This window comes from Vibrio sp. 1F263, from assembly GCF_041439035.1.
Lineage (GTDB): Bacteria > Pseudomonadota > Gammaproteobacteria > Enterobacterales > Vibrionaceae > Vibrio > Vibrio tasmaniensis_A.
Genome location: NZ_JBGONI010000013.1, coordinates 86,187 through 108,552, shown reverse-complemented (window position 1 = coordinate 108,552; position 22,366 = coordinate 86,187). Strand labels below are relative to the sequence as shown.

Sequence of the window (22,366 nt, the reverse complement as noted above, 5' to 3'; positions counted from 1 at the left end):
TATTCATCAACGAGTGCCCACACAGATTGATAGGTTTAAATTGTTAAAGAGCTTCACTTGTTGAGCGTTCCTTTTAGTAAGGAGCCTCTCTAAGTGGACGGCCATTCTAGCGAATTGGGTTCCAGTGTCAAACACTTTTCCCAGCTAATTTTTCAAAGCATCTTAAATGCTTAATGTCGTCTCGTTACTTAGTTCAAACCGCTTGGTTATCCCTAGCAACGGAGGCGTATTATAGAGAGAATCCCCCTTTGCACAAGACCAAAAACGGAAAAAAATCGCCACAGGCGATCGTTCGGACACTATTCGCACAAAACGTTCAAAATAGGTACGATTACGTCTTAATTTCGACTAATCGTACCTATCGTTCTTACCTTTATTATTGGTGAGCTATAATTCGGTCGTTATTCACTAATAGCTGCACTTTCTTATCCGGATTGATTTTCCCTGCAAGTATCGCTTTCGCTAATGGGTTCTCTACTGTTTGTTGAATTGCTCTTTTAAGAGGCCTTGCACCATATACAGGGTCAAAACCAACTTGAGAGATTAGCTTGAGCGCTTTTTCTGAAACTTCGAGTTCATAACCATTGTCTTCCATTCGCTTTTTCAAATGATCAAGCTGAATAGCGGCAATTGACTCGATGTGCTCTTGGCCTAATGGATGAAACACGACACTTTCATCAACTCGATTCAAAAACTCAGGTCGGAAATGTTTACCCACCACTTCCATAACCTCATTTTTAATCCCTTGGTAATCCAATGTATTAAAGTTCTCTTGAATACGAGTTGAACCTAAGTTCGATGTCATGATTACCACGGTATTTCTAAAATCAACCGTACGACCTTGTCCGTCAGTTAATCGCCCATCATCTAAAACTTGCAATAGAATATTGAAAACATCTGCGTGAGCTTTCTCTACCTCATCAAGCAGAATGACAGAATAAGGTTTTCGACGAACAGCTTCGGTTAAGTACCCACCTTCTTCATAACCCACATAACCAGGGGGAGCACCAACTAAACGAGCAACAGAGTGTTTTTCCATAAACTCAGACATATCGATACGAACCATCGCATCTTCACTATCGAACATAAAGTTAGCTAATGTTTTACACAGTTCCGTTTTACCTACACCTGTTGGCCCTAAGAACAAGAACGAACCAATCGGCTTATTCGGATCAGACAAACCAGCACGGCTACGACGAATCGCATTCGATACCACTTCGACCGCTTCCGCTTGACCGATAACCCGCTTATGCAGAACACCTTCCATTTTCAGAAGCTTCTCCTTTTCTGCTTCTAGCATTTTAGAAACAGGAATACCGGTTTGCTTTGAAAGGACATCGGCGATCTCAGCGTCGGTCACCTTATTACGTAATAAGGTCATTTCTTGCATTTCAGCTTGAGTCGCGAGATCTAACTGCTTCTCCAATTCTGGGATTCGACCATATTGCAATTCAGACATACGGTTAAGGTCACCAGCGCGTCGTGCAAAATCCATATCCATTCGAGCTTGTTCTAGCTCTGATTTAATATGTTGCGTACCAGACAGCGCCGCTTTTTCAGCGTTCCACACTTCTTCAAGCTCTGCGAAATCGCGTTCTTTCTCAGAAAGTTCGCTTTGTAACGTACGAAGCCTCTTTTCACTGGCCTCATCATTTTCATTCGTCAGAGCTTGCTGTTCGATCTTCAATTGAATGATTTTGCGCTCTAACTTATCCAATGACTCGGGCTTTGAATCTATCTGCATTCGAATACTCGAAGCCGCTTCATCAATGAGATCAATCGCCTTATCTGGTAACTGACGATCTGAAACATATCGGTGAGATAGCGTTGCCGCCGCTACGATAGCAGGATCGGTAATTTCTACATGATGGTGGAGTTCATAGCGCTCTTTCAAACCACGAAGAATCGCTACCGTGTCTTCAACGGTGGGTTCATCCACGATCACTTTTTGGAATCGACGCTCCAAAGCCGGGTCTTTCTCTATATATTGTCGGTATTCATCGAGCGTTGTTGCGCCGACACAATGCAGTTCACCACGAGCTAATGCTGGTTTCAGCATGTTACCCGCATCCATAGAGCCTTCGCCTTTACCTGCGCCGACCATAGTATGAATTTCATCGATAAAGAGAATGACATTGCCTTCTTCTTTCGATAATTCATTAAGCACCGATTTTAGACGCTCTTCGAATTCGCCACGATACTTAGCACCCGCTACCAATGAGCCCATATCCAATGAAAGAACTCGTCGGCCTCTTAAGCCTTCAGGAACTTCATTATTGATAATGCGCTGAGCCAAACCTTCGACAATCGCGGTTTTACCCACACCGGGTTGACCAATAATGACAGGGTTATTCTTAGTTCGGCGTTGAAGGACTTGAATCGTGCGACGAATTTCATCATCACGACCAATCACAGGATCTAGCTTGCCTTGCTCTGCTCGCTCGGTCAGATCAATGGTGAACTTCTCTAAAGCTTGGCGTCTATCTTCCGCATTCGGATCATCAACTTTTTGACCACCGCGAACTTGCTCTATAGCTTGAGATAATTTTTGCTCTGTAAGGCCTAGTTCTTTAAGTAAGTTACCTAGAGGTCCTTTGTCTTCTATTGCAGCGAGTAGGAATACTTCTGAAGATATGTAACTGTCTTGGCGCTTTTGTGCGACCTTGTCACATAGGTTGAATAGCGTTCCCATTGCATTTGAGAGCTGAACATCCCCACCGATACCGCTTACTTTTGGGACTCGGTCTAATATTTCGCTTAATTTAGAACGCAATTGAACAACATCAATATTCAACATGGTGAGCAATGGACGAATCGCACTGCCATCTTGATTAAGCAAAGACACCATTAGGTGTACAGGTTCTATATATTGGTGATCACGACCTAATGCGAGCGACTGAGCATCAGATATCGCAATTTGGAATTTACTAGTGAATCGATCGAGACGCATGCCAACCTTCCTACTCTTAGATATGTTTATCTTATGGTTAGAAGATGGATACGGTAACGCAGATTTTCAAGGGATAAGGATGAAGAATAGAGCTGATATGAAAATATAAATGAACTGGATGAGTGGTTATGCTAGTCAGAGATTACTCTAACCAAATAAATGTCGCCTGACGCCCAGTAATACCATCACGACGATAAGAATAGAAAGCATCTGAATCTGCGTATGTACATAGATTCGAGTCTGTCACCGAAGTCACGCCAACTTTCATTAATCGTTGAGTCGCAAGTTGAGACATGTTTGCTAACCACTTGCCAGGTTCAGATTTAGCTTTAAATGCTAATTTCGCTTGAGGGTCAAAACGAACAAAAGCGTCCAACACATCGTTGCCAACCTCAAATGCACCTTTACCAATTGCAGGACCAAGCCAAGCAATTATCTGGTTCTCGGAATCTAGGTTTGAAAACTTTGCGACGGCATTTTCAAGAATGCCACCAGCAAGACCACGCCAACCCGCATGAACGGCAGCAACTTGAGTGCCTTTGGTATCGGTAAGGATGACCGGTAAGCAATCGGCTGTCATCGCAGAACACACAACACCCTTTGCAGTGGTAAATGCACCATCCGCATCAAGCACATTCACCACAGGTTCTAAAACCGTAACGACATCCGTTGAGTGAGTTTGATTTAGCCATACCGGAACGGTGGGCATCTTAGATTGTTGCTTTAGCCACGCTCGATTGCTTTCAACAAGCGAAGCATCATCCCCAACGTGCATACCGAGGTTTAACCCTTGATAAGCGCCTGTAGAACAACCATCAAAACGAGTCGAAGCAAATGCTTTCACGTTTTTTGGTGCATTCCAGTCAGGGATGATCATTGACACGATTAAATGTCGTCTTCTATGTTTTCGCGAGCATCAACACGCAACGCTTCAGCCATCACAACCATGTCATTTGGCACAGGTGCGTGGAACTCTACTTCTTCACCAGTAATCGGGTGAACAAACTTCAGCATAACCGCGTGTAACGCTTGGCGATCAAAAGAACGAATCATTGTCGTTAGCTCTTCAGATGCACCTTTTGGAATACGAGCACGACCACCGTACGCAATATCACCTAACAGCGGGTGCTGAAGGTATGACATGTGAACACGGATTTGGTGAGTACGACCCGTTTCTAGGCGCAGACGAATACGAGTATGTTCGCGGAAGTGCTCAGCAACACGGTAGTGAGTTACCGCAGGCTTACCCAATTCATTAACGTCCATTAACGTACGCTTAGTTGCATGACGGCTAATGCCTTTCTCAACCACACCACCAGCGGTCATTTTACCAATAGCAATTGCTTCATATTCACGAGTAATACGACGTTTAGCAAGAGCTCGTACAAGGCGAGTTTGAGCTGGAACCGTTTTAGCCACAACCATAAGACCAGTTGTGTCTTTATCAAGACGGTGCACAATACCCGCACGAGGTACTTCAGCAATCTGAGGGTAATGGAAAAGCAATGCGTTTAGTATGGTTCCATCCGGCGTACCTGCACCTGGGTGTACAACCAGATCGCGAGGTTTATTGATAACCAATAAATCATCATCTTCATAGACAATGTCTAACGGAATATCTTGTGCTTCCCAGCGCTCTTCATCCGCAAGCTCTGCTTGTAAGATGATCGCTTCACCGCCCAAAACTATGGTGCGCGGTTTAGTGATAACTTCGCCATCCACTTGGATTTTGCCGTCAAGAAGCCACTCTTTAATACGAGAGCGAGAAAAATCGGTAAATAGTTCAGCGACAGCTTGGTCTAAACGTTGACCTAACTGGCTGCTTTTTACTGTGTCTGTTAATGTTATCTGCTGAGCCATATCGAACTTTTTTAAAAACCGTGAGACTAATACCCATTAGTATGGATAAAATAGAATAATTGCATCATTGTATCTGTTACTGGTTAGAAAGTAACGGAAGCTTACGAAATATTTAATTCAAGGAATCGACGCCTGACATGAAACACCTTACTTTAACGGGTCTATTAGCCGTATCACTCTTAGTTGGTTGTTCAAGTAGTGAAGAAATAGTACCGGATGTACCGCCATCGGTTCTTTACTCTGACGCCCAAGAATCACTGCAGAGTGGTAGCTGGCTTTCTGCAATCGAAAAGCTAGAAGCCTTAGACTCACGTTACCCATTCGGCGCCTATTCTGAACAAGTACAACTGGATCTGATTTACGCTTACTACAAAAATGATGACTTGGCGCTTGGCCTTGCGACTATTTCGCGATTCCTACGTTTAAACCCAACTCATGAGAAACAAGATTGGGTTCTTTACATGCGCGGTTTAACGCATATGGCACAAGACCGAAACTTCATGCATGATATTTTTAATATCGATCGTAGCGACCGAGATCCAGAGCCAGTGAAACTTGCATTTGCTGATTTCAAACGACTGTTAGAACGTTTCCCTGCAAGCCCATACGCTGAAGATGCACAAAAACGCATGTTCGCACTGAAAAACCGCCTAGCGGAGTATGACTTAGCAACCGCTGATTTCTACCTGCGTCGTGAAGCTTGGATTGCAGCTATAAACAGAACACAAGAGTTACAGAAGACTTACCCTGACACCATTGCTGCACGTAAGTCTTTAGACATTCAATTAGAAGCTTATGAACAACTAGGCTTAGAAGACGCAGTGTTACGAACAGAAAAGTTAATCGAGCTCAATCCACTGCCTTAGTCAGCGAATCACACTCGTCGTTAACTAAAACAATCACTTCAAAATCGCGCTAATTTGTTAGCGCGATTTTTTTTGAACTTCGTCTGGTAAACTTGATGAATGGCAACATAAGCAGTATCTTCAATAGATAACTTTTAACAAAACATCAACATGGAGTGTGGATGTGAGCAGGATGTTATTATTTATCTGGATCGGGTTATTTAGCCAACTTTCCAACGCATTAGAACTGTCCCCATTGAGCAATCAACCTTACATGGGAGACTTAGATGTACTCAAAACAAAAGGAACAGTGAGAGTATTGGTTTCGGCTGATCTGGGCTTTTACTACATAGAAGATGGCAAGCCAAAAGGTATTGTGGCAGAAATGCTCTACCACTTTGAGAAAAGTCTTCGTAAGAAGCACCCCTATCTCAACGTTCAAATCATCCCCGTGCAACGAGATGATCTACTCCCCTCGTTAGAATCTGGTTACGGTGATGTCGCTGTCGCCAACCTAACGATCACCGACAAGCGGTTAAGTGTCATCGATTTTTCCGATCCAATGATCAAAGATGGGAAAGAACTGATTATCACCGGAAAAAATTCTGCCCCTATCACCGAAATCAAGCAATTGAGTGGTCAAGAGGTCTGGATCCGAGCTAGCTCAAGTTACTTCGAGAGTGTTCAAAGAGTCAACAAAGAGCTTAACGCACTAGGTTTACCACCACTGCATGTCCACTTTATCGAAGAATCATTGCAAGACTACGAGCTGATAGAACTGGTTAATCAGGGTTATATACAAGGTACAGTTCTAGATAGCCACAAAGCTAAGCTCTGGCTCGATGTTATGGAAAACATTCAGGTACACACTGAGTTGCCGCTGCGTGAAAATGGTCAAATTGCTTGGGCACTGAGAAAAGACAGCCCTCAGCTAAAGAAAGAGATCAACAAATACGTAAAGACCGCACGAACAGGTACCCTACTTGGAAATGTTATCTATCAGAAATACATCGATAACACTCGCTGGTTAGGTAGAGCACTCAACCCAAATAAAATAGACCGAGTGGCTAAGCTGTCAGATGTTTTTGAAAAGTATTCGAGTCAATACGAATTCGACCCTTTGATGATGTCTGCACAAGGTTTCCAAGAGTCAGGACTGGATCAAAGCCGGGTTTCTCACCGTGGAGCTATTGGTGTGATGCAGGTGTTGCCAAGTACCGCCAAAGACAAAAACGTCAACATCAAAAACATACATAAAGTGGATAACAACATCCATGCGGGTGTGAAGTATATGCGCTTTATCAAAGACCGATATTTTGATGACCCAGCAATATCACCGGACAATCAAATCTACTTTACCTTGGCTTCTTACAACGCTGGCCCCGCTAAAATCAGAAAGATGAGGCACCTTGCCAAGCAAAAAGGCTACAACCCAAACATCTGGTTTAAAAACGTAGAAATCATCACTCGCAAATACGTGAGTAAAGAACCCGTAACCTATGTTGCCAACATCAATCGTTACTTCGTAATCTATAAACAATTACAAGCTATCAATGCTATCCGAGAGAACGGCACAGCGAGATTACTGAACACTAACGACTAGGATCGCATCAATCCCAAAACTGGAGAGCCAAAGGTATTAGGTAAAGCTAAAAACACAAAAGCCGCATAAGAAAACTTATGCGGCTTTTGCTTATCAAATTCAGAGAAAGCTTATATAGCGATATATATCACGAGATCTACATCACAAAACACTATTGAGTAAATTTCAATCAAACACTTTCAATAAGCTGTAAGACGCCCCTAAAAACTGGTTTAATTTTTAGCGAAGCCTTGCCTCCAAGTTATCGTTTTTCATAGGGATAACAAGTATTTTTCGACAAAAAGATATCAAGACTTGCGTGAGATCACATTTGATTTTAATGCTTATCCCACCCAACCAAAACAAGATCTAAATCACATTCTTTATTCCTAAAAGTCGTAATCTGAAGTTAACCCATGAGGGATACAACAGAGGAAAACTTCTATGAAAATGAACATCACTGGTAAAAATATCGACATTACCTCTGCAATCCGTGATCACATAGAAAGCAAATTTAAGAAGCTGGATAAATGGCAAGTAGACATCATTGGCTGCCAAGCGAGCTTTAGCGAAGAACCAAATAAAAAGAAAAAATTTGAAGCCGTTCTAACGGTACCAAAAGGCCAACTTGTTGCTTCATCAATTCATGACGACCTCTACGTAGCTATTAACGAAGTAGAACAAAAACTAGAGCGTCAACTCAACAAGCTGCGCCATAAACCAGAAGCGCGCCGCGCTGAAAAGCCTGAAATCGAAGAGCTAGAAGCTGAAGTAGAATAAGGAAATATGACAGATTAAAAAATAGCGCCTCAGGGCGCTATTTTTTTGCTTGACGCTCGTAGCTCGCTTGCTTATTGTGTTTAAACATTCATAAAACAATCACTTTTTATGCACTCTCACTCTTTGTTTATTTTTGACTTCTTTTTTCTTCCGTAAATCGGAGGCTAAGTCGTTTTAGAAAAACAAGTCAAAAACGAACAAGAAGCCTCCCACACTAGGGGGGCTTTTTTATAAGGACACATTTATGACTGACCGAACAATTTCACTAGATGATATCCGCCTTCGTCTCAATGATTTAGACGACGAACTCCTAAAATTACTTTCAGAGCGTCGTAAGCTGAGTATCGAAGTCGCTAAAAGCAAGGTAGAAACGTCAAAACCCGTTCGTGATGCAGTACGAGAGCAACAACTACTAGTCAAATTGATCAACAACGGTAAAGATAAATACGAGCTTGATGCGCAGTACATTACTAAGTTGTTTCATACCATCATTGAAGATTCGGTTCTGCTGCAACAGTCATACCTGCAAAACCTTGCGAATCCACAAAGCCGTAAACCACTAGCTCGCGTTGCATTCTTAGGTTCTAAGGGATCGTATTCTCACCTTGCGAGCCGTGAATACTTCAGCCGCAAGAATATGGAATTGATTGAGCTGAACTGTAATCACTTCAAAGAAGTCGCATCGACTGTAGAATCGGGCCATGCCGACTACGGTGTACTGCCGATTGAAAATACCAGTTCAGGGTCAATTAACGAAGTCTACGATCTGCTACAACACACAACGCTTTACATCGTTGGTGAACTTTCTCAACCGATTGAACACTGCCTTGTCGCGAAAAATGATATTCGTTTAGAAGACATTAAAACGCTCTATTCGCACCCACAACCTCATCAACAATGCAGTGAGTTTTTAAGCCGCCTTAAAGATGTCAGCCTTGAATCTTGTGCAAGCACAGCTGATGCCATGAAAAAGGTAAAAGATCTAGACGGTGATGATGTGGCAGCGATTGGTAATGCATCGAGCGGCAAGCTTTATGGACTGCAACCAATCCAAGGCAACATTGCAAATCAAACTGAGAACCACACTCGTTTCATCGTGGTCGCTCGTAAGCCTGTTGAAGTATCGACTCAGATCCCAGCTAAGACGACACTCATCATGTCGACTTCTCAAGAAGCCGGTTCTTTGGTTGAAACACTGCTGATTCTGCAACGCTTAGGTATTAACATGACCAAGCTGGAATCTCGTCCTATCATGGGTAACCCTTGGGAAGAGATGTTCTATGTGGATTTAGAAGCACACTTAGATTCAGATAATATGCAGCAAGCGATAACGGAACTAACAGCCATAACTCGTCACCTAAAAGTGTTAGGTTGTTACCCAAGTGAGAACATTAAGGCTACTCAGGTTAAGTTGTCTTAACTTTTTATTATCTGTTCCCCCATTTTAACTGCTATAAGCTTTTCACTAATACAAGCATTTGGCCTACTGCAGGCCAAATGCTAAAAGAAAGTAACTAATGGAATAAAACTCGAACTAAGGAATACGCAAAGTCTGTATACTTAAAAATGAATTGGTTGTGTTACTGATTCTCACTCCTATCCACTTCAATCACCCCCACCGTACTTACTTAAACACTCATTACTGATAATTTAATCAGTAAATACAAAAACTTAAAACCCAAACAAAACTCTTCAAACACAATATAATCGATGGCAAGAACTCTCGAAATAACATAAACTTGCGCGCTAAAATTTATAAACCATGTTGTGAATAACCATGAAGCTAAGTACTAAAATATTACTTGTGATTGCCCCCGTAATACTGATCAGTACAGCGGCTTCTAGCTATATCATCTATTCCACGCAAAAAAACAGCTTTATCAAACGTGAAGACAATGCACTGCAATTAAGCATGGAAAAATTAGCAGGCTATTTTCAACAGTCTCGTTCTTTCCTCAACAATTACTCCTACACCCTCACCAATAGTGACCTGGTTAAGCGTTATTTTATGGTTGATGAAAATGTCGACCACCAACGTGAACTGACTGATAACCTAAACGAAACGATTAAGTTACTGCAAGATGGTAACGACAGTTTTACAAGGGTCGCGTTGCTTGATAGCGATCGAGCTCTTAAATATTACGCTGACAATACCAATGATCCTTTCGCAAAAATGGATCCCAAGATATTAGAGTTCATTGAGCATCAATATCAAAAAACGTTAGCAACTTCGAGTACGGACTACATACAGAATTCCCAAGGTGAAGGAGTGTTAGTTCATTATGATGTTATTGATAAAAAAACAGTTTCGACACCAATAAACGATCCACCCAACAATGTGTTTTTTGTGGTTGTATCTGTCTCTCTTGATAAGTTTAATTCACTACGAAAACAGATAGAGTTCGACTATCAAACTAGTTTGTTTTTTACCCCTACGTTAGTGACACAGGGGCGTGAGTTAACACAATCTATAAAGCTAGCACCTGGCCTCTACGCCACGCTCGATCCTGCACCATTCTTATTAGACAACAAACTCAAATCTATCTGGAATGAACTGAGCCTATCCTTTGCCCTATCTGCATTTGTCAGTGTTACCTTACTGCTGATCCTGCTATCTCGCTGGGTGATAAACCCGATCACCCGTTTAGATAGGCAGCTTCAAGAGGTTGAGAAAAAACAGAGAAAAAACATTGAGCGCCTAGGAACAAATGATGAGCTGGGGCGCTTATCCCAACGCTTTTATGATATGTACCAAGAGTTGGATGACACGTACCAACAGACTAAGTTGTTGGCAGAAAATGATCAGTTGACCCAAATAGCCAATAGGCACCAGTTTCAAACCTTCGTGCAGCAGTCGTTGTCAAAACCTAGCTCGAACACCGAAACCTGGGTTCTCTACTTTGATTTAGATAACTTCAAATTTGTGAACGACAAATACGGACACCAAATCGGCGACTCGATTCTCGTCAGTTTTGCTCAGCGTATCTCCAATATTTGTAACCACTACAAAACAGAATTAAATGCCCACTGTCTGCCAGCCCGACTTTCTGGGGACGAGTTCGTTGTATACATTAATGCTCCAAATCACCAAGAAAATATCGCACATCGATTTTCGAATGATTTACTCACCCCACTACAAAAGGGGTTTGTCACCGAGTCAGGTAATTTCCCGATTACGGTCAGTATTGGTATTGCGACCCACCCTAATGATGGTGATACAATCGAGAAGCTTCTTTCGAATGCTGATACCGCGATGTATCAAGCCAAACGTGCAGGTAAAAACCAATTCGCAGATTACTCGTTAGACTTAGATAAAACCATTCAGCGTCAAGCCAGTATTGAGAGCGCCCTCAGAGAAAATAATTTTGATGAAGAGTTTAAGCTCGTTTACATGCCTTATATGGACTCAACAGGAAGTTATATTATTGGTGTAGAAGTGCTATTACGTTGGCACTCGAAACACCTTGGTTTAGTGCCACCCGATGAATTCATTCCTATCGCCGAACAAACCGGATTATTTGAAATAATTGATCGCTGGGTTATCCAGAATGCATTTGCTTCATTCCATCAACTTCAAGCTCAATTCGATCACTCTATTCAGCTATCGATTAACTTATCTTCAGCCGGGATTAAAACCACTCACCTTGCTGATTTCATCAAAGAGCATGCGAAAATCAATCAGATTCCGCCCAATTTGATCGATTTTGAAATCACAGAAACCTTTTACTCAAACTCTCAGGGGTTCCCATTACTTAACCAGTTATCATACATGGGCTATAGATTAGCAATCGACGACTTTGGTTCTGGTTACACCTCGATCACTCAACTGGTTCAGTATCCAACTCAGAAGATTAAATTGGATAAAACCTTTTTGGACACCTTGATTGAGACAGATAACCAGAACATAGTGAAACCCATTATCGGGCTATGCCATGCTCAAGGGAAAAAGGTCACAGCCGAAGGAATTGAAACTCAATGCATGCATCAGTGGTTACAAGATGCGCAGTGCGATATGCTGCAAGGCTATTATTTTGGTAAGCCTATGCCATTAGAAGAGCTGACGGAATGGTACCGACAGCATCAACTCAATTTTATCGATAATAAAAAGAATCAACCACATGAAATCTGTAATCATCGCATCGCTGAATCCAGCTAAAATTAGCGCCGTTAAAAGTGCATTCTTATCTGCTTTTCCTGATACTGAATTTGACTTCAAAGGCATCAGCGTCCCTAGTGGCGTTGCCGATCAACCCATGAGTAATGAAGAAACCTATCAAGGAGCAGTAAACCGCGTGCACAACGCAACTCAAGCTCAACCTGATTCGGATTTTCATGTTGGATTAGAGTCTGGAATCGAAGGAAAGGTTACATTTGCTTGGATGGTCGTTGAAGCAAACGGTCAGCGCGGAGAATCTCGGTCTGCAAGCTTGATGCTGCCACCTGTTGTGCTTGATAAGCTCCAGCATGCGAATGAGCTAGGGGATGTTATGGATGATGTGTTTGGCACAGATAATATCAAACAAAAAGGCGGGGCGATTGGCCTACTAACACATAACCAACTAACACGCAGCTCTGTCTATCATCAGGCTTTAATTTTAGCGCTGATCCCATTTGTGAATCCAGAGCACTTTCCTATCTAGATCTTCGCTAAACTTCGAAAGTCTCAGAGAACAATCACCAGAAATAAAAAACGCTAACATTCAGTTAGCGTTTTTATCGAATTCATAGCCACACTACTCAGTGGTTGCTTAACTCTGTTATTGTTTGAGCAAAAGGTCGGCGATCACGGCTTTCTCTTGTTCAGATTTGGCCTTTAGCTCATTCGAGCCTCTGGTTATCGTCGCGACACCTACTCCCAGCATTTGGCTAACCTGTCGTTGCGACATCTCACCTTTCATCAGCTCACAAAAGATATTAATTCGAGCAACCAAAGCATCTCGCTCGTCTGGTGTCATCATCATGGTCAACAATAGTTCATGCTGATCTTTTTCGACAGCCGTCTTTACCAAGTCCATCAGTTGTTGCCAATTCTCATATTCAGGTTGTGATGCCATATCTCTACACTTACTTTTAAATTCTGACTTTAAAGAGTCGCTTAACGATTGAAAGCGTCGAACACTTTATACCGAAACACTTGATGTGATCCAATGTAAAAAGGCAGTAAGTGGAAATGGTTCGCACTCACTGCATTTAATATTACTCAGCTTGGAGAAAAATGCAGAAAGCTTAGTATTTTGTTTTTGCCTCGTGAGGTGCTAAAAACGCCCCTTTCTCACCCAGGATATCTCGATAGTAAGTCTCAAACATCAAGATATTCTGAACGTAACCACGAGTCTCTTTGAATGGGATCATCTCGATAAAAGCAAATGCATCGAGCTTTTCATCGCTGCGTGATCGCCACTGTTTCACACGACTAGGGCCAGCATTATACGCGGCAAATGCGAAGATGCGGTTATCATCATATTGAGCGAGTAGGCCATCTAAATAATGACTGCCTATCTCAATATTCTTACCTACATCATAAAGATCATCGCTGCCCTGGTACTTAATCTTATGTTTGTTAGCCGTGTATTGCGCCGTCTTTGGCATAATTTGCATGATGCCACGCGCGCCAACTGGAGAGCGAGCCTCTGAATCCATCGCACTCTCTTGTCTTGCTAAAGACATCAAAGTAATTGGATCGAGATCGTGCATCTCGGCATAGAAATTAAACCACCACTTATGAGCGACAGGGAAACGTAACGCAATGTTATCCCACATCTTCGCAGAAATACTCGCCGTTATCGTAAAGTGATTCCATCGCTGTGTCGCAGCATGAGCAGCAAGCATCGCTTTTTGCTCTTTATCTGCATGACTTAATAACCAGCGCCACTCACTCTTTGCAGCCGCTATTTTATCTCGCTCAATCAGCTCGCCGATGCGAACCAAAGAAGTGTCGAATGGTTTCACCATTTCTGCACTGTATTTAAGGGTCGACGTTGGATAGCTAACTGGCTGATTTAATTGCTTAGCGGCAGCCACACTGTAGAAATTACGCTGACCCAAAATGTCTGACAATCGCTTATTACCTTCAGCAGTATCGCCTAGCGCAATCTCAGCTCTACCCTGCCAATACTGCCAGCGAAGCGAAGCTTGATGTTTACCATCTAAGCGCGCAATCCACTCTTTCAAACCCGTCCAATCGGCATGTTGAATAGCTAAGCGAGCTCGTCTTTCCAGCAAAACTTGCTTTGATGAACTCGCGAGCATTTTGTCTCGCCACGCCATCAACTCTTCAGAGTCGGTATTGATCAAGCGGAACGCTAGGTAATCCGCGAGCTCTTGGGATTTTTCTTTCGAAAATTTTTGAGCTTTCACAACATCATCAAAAACCTCTTGAGCGCTGCTTGCGGATTTCCGTACTAGCTTCTCGAAACCAAATTCGGTTTGAGCTTGGTAGAATTCATTCGCTGGGTGCTTCTTAGCAAACGCGAGTACATTTTCAGGCTTGTTGTACAACGCCTTAATCTGCTTCGCTTGAGTAATTGACTCATCATGATCTAATTGCTTAACCAAGTAGCTCATTAACTTACCGTTTCGACTCTCGAACGCTAAAAGCATTCTGTCCAGAATCAGCTGATCCGTTCTTAAGCCCGCTTCATCCCAACTTTCGAAAAGTGAATCACAGTTATCATCAACACCACTGCCACTTAACCAAAGTTGTTTCGCACCTTTAAAGGCGAGATCTTGATTACCTTGTTCATAATTAGCGCGGTAATAGATACATTGATATTTTTCACCAACAGGCTCTTGGGTTTGAAACTCAAGGATCGTCTTCCACTGTTTTTGAGCCGCCAATAAATCTAAATAAGGCGCTCGTATACGATTGGAAAACGGCAGTGCTTTGTTCTCTTCAATAAAAGCATCCACCTCGCTTGGCGTTCGATCACCTAAGCCCAGTAAAAAGGCGCGATAGTCAGTGTAAGGTGTTAACGGGTATGTTTGAATTTTGTTACGAAGTGCTGAATAAGCTTTTAGATCACGGTTGTCTAAAACCTCTTGCGCTCTGTCATAAACATCACGCTGCATTTCCAGCTCGGAAGCATTGCTGGCCATAGCCATTGGAGTCTGTGAAAATGAAAACAAAATTGCCGATGCAGCGACAGCAATTTTCGTATTACCAATGCGGAAAAACATTCGCTCTTTCCTTAGTGCGTGTATGAATACGTGAAGTCTATTTACGCCCGACATCACATCAAATGTAAAGAGTTTGAGTGTAAATATTGTTAATATTTAACACATCGCCTCGAAAGCTTATTAAATATAGTTTTAATGACCAATGTGACAATAATAGGTGAGGATTAGTTCAAGAATGGCTTTTCTGTCCTAGGAGTAACATCTTTGAGGATATTGGTATAAAATAGCAAACAATTTTGAACAATAATTAGGATCGATCGGCAATGGCTGAATACGTATATACCATGTCTCGGGTGAGCAAAACTGTTCCACCTAAGCGTCAAATTCTTAAAGACATTTCTCTTAGCTTTTTTCCTGGCGCTAAAATCGGTGTTTTGGGTCTAAATGGTTCAGGTAAATCTACCCTACTACGTATCATGGCTGGTATTGATACTGATATTGATGGTGAAGCACGTGCACAACAAGGTCTAAAAGTAGGTTACCTACCTCAAGAACCTGTACTAGACGAATCAAAAACCGTTCGTGAAATCGTAGAAGAAGCGGTTTCAGATGTTGCTGACGCACTTAAGCGCATCGACGCAGTATATGCTGCTTACGCAGAACCTGATGCAGATTTCGATGCATTAGCGAAAGAGCAAGGTGAGCTTGAAGCACTGATCCAAGCAAAAGATGGTCATAACCTAGAAACAGCTCTAGAGCGAGCTGCAGATGCACTTCGTCTTCCTGAGTGGGATGCGAAAATCGAATTCCTATCAGGTGGTGAACGTCGTCGTGTTGCTATCTGTCGTCTACTTCTTGAGAAGCCAGACATGCTGCTTCTTGATGAACCAACCAACCACTTGGATGCAGAATCAGTTGCTTGGCTTGAGCATTTCCTTGTTGATTACAGCGGTACTGTTGTGGCGATTACCCACGACCGTTACTTCCTAGACAACGCTGCAGGTTGGATTCTAGAACTTGACCGTGGTGAAGGTATCCCATGGGAAGGTAACTACACATCTTGGCTAGAACAGAAAGATGAGCGTTTGAAGCAAGAAAAAGCTGGCGAAAGCGCACGTCAAAAAACGATTGAGAAAGAACTTGAATGGGTTCGTCAAAACCCTAAAGGTCGTCAAGCTAAGTCTAAAGCTCGTATGGCTCGTTTTGAAGAAATGACGACTGGCCAATACCAGAAGCGTAACGAAACCAACGAATTGTTCATCCCACCAGGTGAGCGTTTAGGTGACAAGGTACTTGAAGTTAAGAACCTAACGAAGTCATTTGGTGATCGCGTTCTTATCGATGACCTATCATTCAGCATGCCTAAAGGCGCTATCGTTGGTATCGTTGGTGCCAATGGTGCGGGTAAATCAACACTATTCAAGATGCTAAGTGGCGCAGAACAGCCAGATTCAGGCACAGTTGAACTTGGCGAAACGGTTAAGCTTGCTTCTGTTGATCAGTTCCGTGACAGCATGGACGACACAAAAACAGTATTCCAAGAGATCTCTGAAGGCGCTGATATCATTAAGATCAACAACTTCGAAATCCCTGCTCGTGCATACTGCTCTCGTTTCAACTTCAAAGGCAACGACCAACAGAAGATCATCGGTCAGCTTTCAGGTGGTGAACGCAACCGTGTTCACCTAGCGAAACTGCTAAAAGCGGGCGGTAACGTACTGCTACTCGATGAACCAACCAATGACCTTGATGTTGAGACACTCCGAGCTCTTGAAGAAGCACTACTTGAGTTCCCTGGCTGTGCAATGGTTATCTCGCATGACCGTTGGTTCCTTGACCGTATTGCGACCCATATCTTAGACTACCGTGATGAAGGTCAAGTTAACTTCTACGAAGGTAACTATACTGAATATACAGAGTGGCTGAAAAAGACTCTAGGTGCACAAGCGGCAGAACCTCACCGCATCAAATACAAACGTATTGCAAAGTAAATAAGCTTGTATTTTGAACAAAGGCCGCGATAATAGCGGCCTTTGATATATCTGGTTATATGTTACGTATTGATATAGAGAGATTAGTTATGATTGAAAGACGTCAATTTTCACGAGTTGTTTATCAAACCCCGACTGATATATCACAAGGGAACGTAAATGTATCAGGCTCAGTACAAGACTTATCTCTTCATGGCCTACTCATTCAGTGCGATAAATTACAGCAACTCAGAGCTGACATTCCTGTTCAAGTCAGCTTTAAGCTCGAAAACAGTGATATCAATATTCAGTTAGAAGCAACGATAGTCTCGACCATCAATACCTCAATGCGTTTACGTATAGAGCATTTAGATATTGATAGTATCAGCCACCTTAAGCGCCTTGTGGAACTTAACGTTGGCGACGATGAACTGCTTTATAGAGAGATTGAACACCTTACCGATCTAGGTAGTGAGTGACGTCTCCATTCCCCTTTTTCTATTAGAAGCATTTAGTTAATACAGAACCATGTCTAAGAAAGTTTCCATTACAATCCCCTTAACCCAAGGGGATCAGACGTTTTATTTCGGTCGAAAAGCCGTACTACTATGTACTACCGCAATTTTTTCAGTACCTCTATTGATTGGCGGAGCTGCATACATGCACTTTGAGGGCAAGCAAGAACTCGCCCTACAAGCCGATGATGCACAACAATTGATTGAAACACTGATTGTTGAAAAAGAACAAACCGACTTTCTTTACGCTGAGCAGGTAGAAACCAATCACTCACTGTCTCAAGCATTAACCGAGAAAGAAGGCACTATTCAGTTACTTGGTAAGCGTGTATTTGATGTGGAATCAGTGCTTGGCCTGACCGATGAAGAGCCGCTGACTGATGACGTCTCTTTAGAAGACCGAATTGATGCAGCTGCAGTAGATTCAGCAGTCAGAGCCACAATGTTTCGTTTGATTCCAAATGACAGCCCTATGGCTTATCAACGCATATCATCCTCTTATGGTCGTCGCTCTAACCCTATAACAGGTAAACGCCACGTTCATACTGGTATCGACCTAACATGTAAGCGTGGTGAAGAAATTGTCGCGCCAGCAGATGGCGTAATTGAAACCGTGCGCCCAAGTAAGAAAGGCTTCGGTAACTTTATAACTATGCGTCACTCATTCGGCTTCATGAGCTCTTATGCGCACCTACAGAAGTTCAAAGTACGTAGCGGTCAATTTGTGAGTAAAGGCGATGTGATTGCGAGCTGTGGTAACTCAGGTAACTCAACCGGGCCACACTTGCACTATGAGGTACGCTTCCTTGGTCGTTCATTGAACCCTCAATACTTGATGGATTGGACACCTGAGAACTTCAACTACGTGTTCGAGAAAGAGAAAAAGGTTAAGTGGGGTCCATTGGTTCAACTGATTGATAATGTGGTTCGCTTGCAGATCAACCTGACTAACGTGCCTTACATTAGCTCGACCATAGACACCGTATCGAGTGAAGATAGTAAGAAACCTATCACGACTAACTAGTTATTGGTTATTGGTTATTGGTTATTGGTTATTGAGGGATATTGATTTGGCCTATGATGATCTCATTGCTTTTAGCCTACAGTAGACCAAATGCTTTCATAGCGTTCAGCACAAACAAAAAGAGCGACCAAATGGTCGCTCTTTTTTATGACTTCAAATCGTATTAACCACGATGAATCGAGTCATGTGCTTGTTTTAGAAGACTTTGGCTCTCTTGCAAGAACTGCTGCGAGTAGTCGCCAAACCAATCACTGACTTGATTAAAGCTATCAACGAATTTAGCTTTATCTTTCCCATCCAAGATTTCCAATGCTTCACCGAAACGACTATGGAAACGTCGAATCATCTCAATGTTCTCATCTGAAGAAAGAATGATATCACCGTACAAGTTCGGGTCTTGAGCAAACAGACGACCAACCATCGCAATCTCAAGTCGGTAGATTGGCGAGCTTAACTTCAAAAGTTGATCAATGTTCGGGTTCTCTTTACTTAGGTGCAAGCCGTAAGCAAAAGAAGTGAAGTGACGAAGAGCTTGAATCAGAGTCATGCCGTGATCGTGTTCCGCAGCATCCATCTGGCAAAGGCTCGCGCCCCAAATACCAAATTGATTCAGCAACCATTGGTAGCTTTCAGAGCCACGCCCATCACTGTAAACAATCACTTGTTTCGCAAGGCTTGGAACATCAGGACCAAACATTGGGTGTAATCCAACCACAGGGCCTTGGTGCATGTCTAACATAGCTTGTAGAGGCTTTGATTTTATCGACGTCAAATCACACAGAATACAATCGCTTGGTAGGTTACCCAACTTCGCAATCACACCTTCTGTCAGGTGAATTGGAACCGTTACAACCACAAGGCCAGCATTATCTAAGATCTCATCGGCTTTGTCCCAATCTTGGCTGCCAAGGATTTTCACTTCGTAACCAGAAAGCTTGAACATACGTCCAAACAGACCACCAAGCTGACCATTACCACCAACGATAACCACTGAACGTAACTCTGGGTTAAGGCACTTAAAACCAGAATCTTTTTCACTGGCATAAGACTCACGCATCGTACGACGTAAAATATCTTCGATTAACTGCGGTGGTACTCCTATTTTCTCGGCTTCTTGACGACGAGATGCCAACATCGCGGCTTCACGTTCCGGTACATAAATAGGTAAACCATGTTCACTTTTTACTTCACCGACTTTCTCCACTAGAGCCAGTCGTTGAGCCAGTAAATCCAACATTTGTTTATCGACAGCATCGATTTGGTCGCGTAATTCGTTCAGTTCAACGGCCATTTTATTCCTTACTCATCTATAAGCCCGTGCCAATCTAAAAGCCCGCACTGATGCAGGTTCGTTAGCAACAGATCTTAAAATGCCCCATTAGATGAGGCACTTAAATTTAAACTCTGACTAACCTTTCAAGCGGTTCTCTAAGAACGGGACTAATTCCGTATGTGCATGTTTCAATAGTGCCTCAGTTGAATCCCAATTGATACACGCGTCGGTAATAGATACACCGTATTTCATCTCATTGAGAGGTATATCTGAAGATTGGTTTCCTTCGTTAATATGGCTCTCAATCATCAGGCCGATAATCGACTTATTACCTTCACGAATCTGATGGATGACATCTTCAGCCACCAGCGGTTGACGACGGAAATCTTTACGAGAGTTCGCATGACTACAGTCGACCATTAGTGCCGCCTCTAAGCCAGATTTACCCAGCTCTTGCTCACATTCGTGTACCGATACTGAATCGTAGTTCGTCTGCTTACCGCCACGTAAAATTACGTGACCATTTGGGTTACCTTGCGTCGTTAGTAGTGCGACTTGACCTTCACGGCTGATACCCATGAAACGGTGGCTAGAAGAAGCCGCCTGCATTGCATTGATTGCAGTACCTAGATTGCCATCCGTACCATTCTTAAAGCCGATTGGCATTGAAAGACCACTCGCCATTTCACGGTGGGTTTGTGATTCAGTCGTACGAGCGCCGATTGCAGCCCAGCTGAATGTATCTGCTAGGTATTGCGGACTGATTGGATCTAGCGCTTCCGTCGCTAGTGGGATTTCCATCTCAGCAAGTTCAACAAGTAACTCACGACCAACATGTAAACCATGCTCAATATCGAAAGTACCATCTAGGTGAGGGTCATTGATCAAGCCTTTCCAACCAACAGTAGTACGAGGCTTCTCAAAGTAAACACGCATTACAATATACAGTTGGTCGCTAAGCTGCTCAGATAAAGCTTTTAAGCGTTTCGCGTATTCTTTCGCAGCTTCAATATCATGGATAGAACATGGGCCACATACTACAAGCATGCGATGATCTTTCTTATGAATAATGTTTGCTATAGTTTGACGAGACTCTTGAATGAAACGACGAGCATTATCACTCAAAGGCAGTTTTGCTTTTAACTCCTCAGGAGTAATCAGTACCTGTTCGTCGATGATATTGACATTGCTTAATTCACTTTTCTGCATAACTCAACCTGTATATTTATTTTTACACCCAACATTTCCATTTGGGCTGACAATCTTTAAAAACACAATAACAGCTACAAAAACGATTGCAAGTGTAAACAATAAAAAACATTTACTGTATATTAAAATTTACACACCCTCTTTAATTCACTCTGATACACAAACCAGCTTAAACTGCACCTCACACATACAAAAAAGGCGATATTTCTCATATCGCCTTCTTCAAACTTAAAGAGTGTTTATTTATCACCCAGCGTTTAACATTCGCTTAATTTGCTCTGAGGCCTCTTTCCATCGATTATCCGAGTGAAGCGTCGATAAATCAAAGCTGTGCTTTTTAAGCAATGAGTTGGCTAAAGGCACCTCTTGAATCGCTAAATGATCAAGAGCCTCAATTTGTGCATCTCGCTTATTACACATCAGCACCATGTCACAGCCAGCATTCAAAGCTGCTTTCGCTCTGTCTGCTGGTCCGCCCATAATGGCCGCGCCTTCCATCGTTAAGTCGTCAGAAAAAACTAAGCCTTTGAATCCAAGCTGCTGCTTCAATACTTTCTGCAACCAATACTCAGAGCCGCTCGCTGGTTGATCATCATAGTGAGAGAAAACCACGTGTGCTGGCATCATGGCATCCAATATTCCGGCTTCAATTTGCGCCTTGAAAATGGCCATGTCTGTTTCAAAGATATCATCTCTAGGATCGTAAGGCGTTTCTAAGTGCGAATCAGCAATTACACCGCCGTGTCCTGGGAAGTGCTTCCCTGTTGTCGCCATTCCAACCGATTTCATGCCTTTAATAAAAGCACTGCTGTGGCGAACGATGGTATCAATATCTTCACCAAACGCTCGGCTACCAATCGCTTTACAGTCGTGACCTTTATCTAATACAGGCGCAAAGCTCAGATCGATATCATGGGCAATCAATTCCGCCGCCATCAACCAACCGGCTTGTTCTGCTAACTGCTCACCATTATTCTTAGTCGCGAATTCTTGAGCGGCAGGGATAATTGAAAAGCCATCGCGAAAGCGCTGAACTCGGCCACCTTCTTGGTCAACGCCAATCAAAATAGGACGTTTCGCGACCTTGCGGATCTCTTTATTTAACGCCGAAAGCTGTTTGCTATCGTGGTAGTTTCGAGCGAATAAGATGAGACCACCAACGGTTGGGTGCTCTAAAATTTCTCTGTCTTCAGCTGTCAGTTCGTAGCCCGCGACATCTACCCACAACGGTCCCATATTTAT

General features: G+C 42.8%; 17 protein-coding genes and 1 other annotated feature. Of the genes, 9 read left to right on the top strand and 8 right to left on the bottom strand.

Features of this window, described 5'->3' with window-relative positions:
- Positions 1-376: 376 nt before the first annotated feature.
- The 3 genes from clpB to rluD all read right to left on the bottom strand — a co-directional run bounded on the left by clpB (position 377) and on the right by rluD (position 4,810).
- Entirely contained in the window at positions 377-2,950 is a 2,574-nt protein-coding gene (gene clpB, locus ACED25_RS11145; RefSeq protein ID WP_371695268.1) for an ATP-dependent chaperone ClpB, read from the bottom strand.
- A 142-nt stretch (positions 2,951-3,092) separates the two neighbouring features.
- Positions 3,093-3,827, bottom strand: coding sequence for a peptidoglycan editing factor PgeF (gene pgeF / locus ACED25_RS11140; RefSeq protein ID WP_371695270.1), 735 nt, complete (start codon positions 3,825-3,827; stop codon positions 3,093-3,095).
- Positions 3,828-3,835: 8 nt separating this feature from the next.
- On the bottom strand, positions 3,836-4,810 hold the full coding sequence (rluD, locus tag ACED25_RS11135; protein WP_009848467.1) for a 23S rRNA pseudouridine(1911/1915/1917) synthase RluD: 975 nt from the start codon (positions 4,808-4,810) through the stop codon (positions 3,836-3,838).
- Positions 4,811-4,947: 137 nt separating this feature from the next.
- Here rluD and ACED25_RS11130 point away from each other — a divergent pair, with 137 nt between their 5' ends.
- The 6 genes from ACED25_RS11130 (at position 4,948) to yjjX (ending at position 12,657) form a co-directional block, all read left to right on the top strand.
- Complete coding sequence (locus ACED25_RS11130) at positions 4,948-5,676, top strand: outer membrane protein assembly factor BamD (protein WP_009848466.1); 729 nt, start codon at positions 4,948-4,950, stop codon at positions 5,674-5,676.
- A gap of 157 nt (positions 5,677-5,833) precedes the next feature.
- The gene (locus tag ACED25_RS11125; RefSeq protein WP_371695267.1) at positions 5,834-7,258 is read left to right on the top strand and encodes a transporter substrate-binding domain-containing protein; all 1,425 of its coding nucleotides are present in this window, start codon (positions 5,834-5,836) and stop codon (positions 7,256-7,258) included.
- Between the two features lie 423 nt (positions 7,259-7,681).
- A complete protein-coding gene (hpf, locus tag ACED25_RS11120; RefSeq protein ID WP_004735034.1) occupies positions 7,682-8,017 on the top strand; it encodes a ribosome hibernation-promoting factor, HPF/YfiA family in 336 nt (111 codons plus the stop codon).
- A gap of 110 nt (positions 8,018-8,127) precedes the next feature.
- Positions 8,128-8,249: a sequence feature (Phe leader region), on the top strand.
- A 12-nt stretch (positions 8,250-8,261) separates the two neighbouring features.
- On the top strand, positions 8,262-9,437 hold the full coding sequence (gene pheA, locus ACED25_RS11115; RefSeq protein ID WP_009848464.1) for a prephenate dehydratase: 1,176 nt from the start codon (positions 8,262-8,264) through the stop codon (positions 9,435-9,437).
- 357 nt (positions 9,438-9,794) lie between these two features.
- Complete coding sequence (locus ACED25_RS11110) at positions 9,795-12,173, top strand: bifunctional diguanylate cyclase/phosphodiesterase (protein WP_017103011.1); 2,379 nt, start codon at positions 9,795-9,797, stop codon at positions 12,171-12,173.
- The gene (gene yjjX, locus ACED25_RS11105; RefSeq protein ID WP_017098361.1) at positions 12,136-12,657 is read left to right on the top strand and encodes an inosine/xanthosine triphosphatase; all 522 of its coding nucleotides are present in this window, start codon (positions 12,136-12,138) and stop codon (positions 12,655-12,657) included. The genes ACED25_RS11110 and yjjX overlap by 38 nt, the downstream gene beginning before the upstream one ends.
- 117 nt (positions 12,658-12,774) lie before the next feature.
- Here the strand turns inward: yjjX and trpR are convergent, their stop codons facing one another.
- Entirely contained in the window at positions 12,775-13,071 is a 297-nt protein-coding gene (gene trpR, locus ACED25_RS11100; protein WP_009848461.1) for a trp operon repressor, read from the bottom strand.
- Between the two features lie 172 nt (positions 13,072-13,243).
- Positions 13,244-15,193 (bottom strand): transglycosylase SLT domain-containing protein, encoded by a 1,950-nt coding sequence (locus ACED25_RS11095; RefSeq protein WP_371695266.1) that lies wholly within the window; start codon positions 15,191-15,193, stop codon positions 13,244-13,246.
- 263 nt (positions 15,194-15,456) lie between these two features.
- On the opposite strand from ACED25_RS11095, the gene ettA reads away from it, so the two are divergent.
- The 3 genes from ettA to ACED25_RS11080 all read left to right on the top strand — a co-directional run bounded on the left by ettA (position 15,457) and on the right by ACED25_RS11080 (position 18,642).
- Complete coding sequence (gene ettA, locus ACED25_RS11090; protein ID WP_009848459.1) at positions 15,457-17,124, top strand: energy-dependent translational throttle protein EttA; 1,668 nt, start codon at positions 15,457-15,459, stop codon at positions 17,122-17,124.
- Between the two features lie 89 nt (positions 17,125-17,213).
- Entirely contained in the window at positions 17,214-17,582 is a 369-nt protein-coding gene (locus ACED25_RS11085) for a PilZ domain-containing protein (protein ID WP_269335599.1), read from the top strand.
- A gap of 49 nt (positions 17,583-17,631) precedes the next feature.
- Entirely contained in the window at positions 17,632-18,642 is a 1,011-nt protein-coding gene (locus tag ACED25_RS11080; protein WP_371695265.1) for a M23 family metallopeptidase, read from the top strand.
- 163 nt (positions 18,643-18,805) lie between these two features.
- Here ACED25_RS11080 and tyrA read toward each other — a convergent pair whose 3' ends face one another.
- From tyrA to nagZ, 3 genes are all read right to left on the bottom strand, one after another.
- Positions 18,806-19,933, bottom strand: a complete 1,128-nt coding sequence (gene tyrA, locus ACED25_RS11075) for a bifunctional chorismate mutase/prephenate dehydrogenase (RefSeq protein ID WP_017098357.1) — start codon at positions 19,931-19,933, stop codon at positions 18,806-18,808.
- A 117-nt stretch (positions 19,934-20,050) separates the two neighbouring features.
- Positions 20,051-21,124, bottom strand: coding sequence for a 3-deoxy-7-phosphoheptulonate synthase (locus ACED25_RS11070; protein WP_017059354.1), 1,074 nt, complete (start codon positions 21,122-21,124; stop codon positions 20,051-20,053).
- A gap of 246 nt (positions 21,125-21,370) precedes the next feature.
- On the bottom strand, positions 21,371-22,360 hold the full coding sequence (gene nagZ, locus ACED25_RS11065; protein ID WP_371695264.1) for a beta-N-acetylhexosaminidase: 990 nt from the start codon (positions 22,358-22,360) through the stop codon (positions 21,371-21,373).
- Positions 22,361-22,366 lie beyond the last annotated feature (6 nt).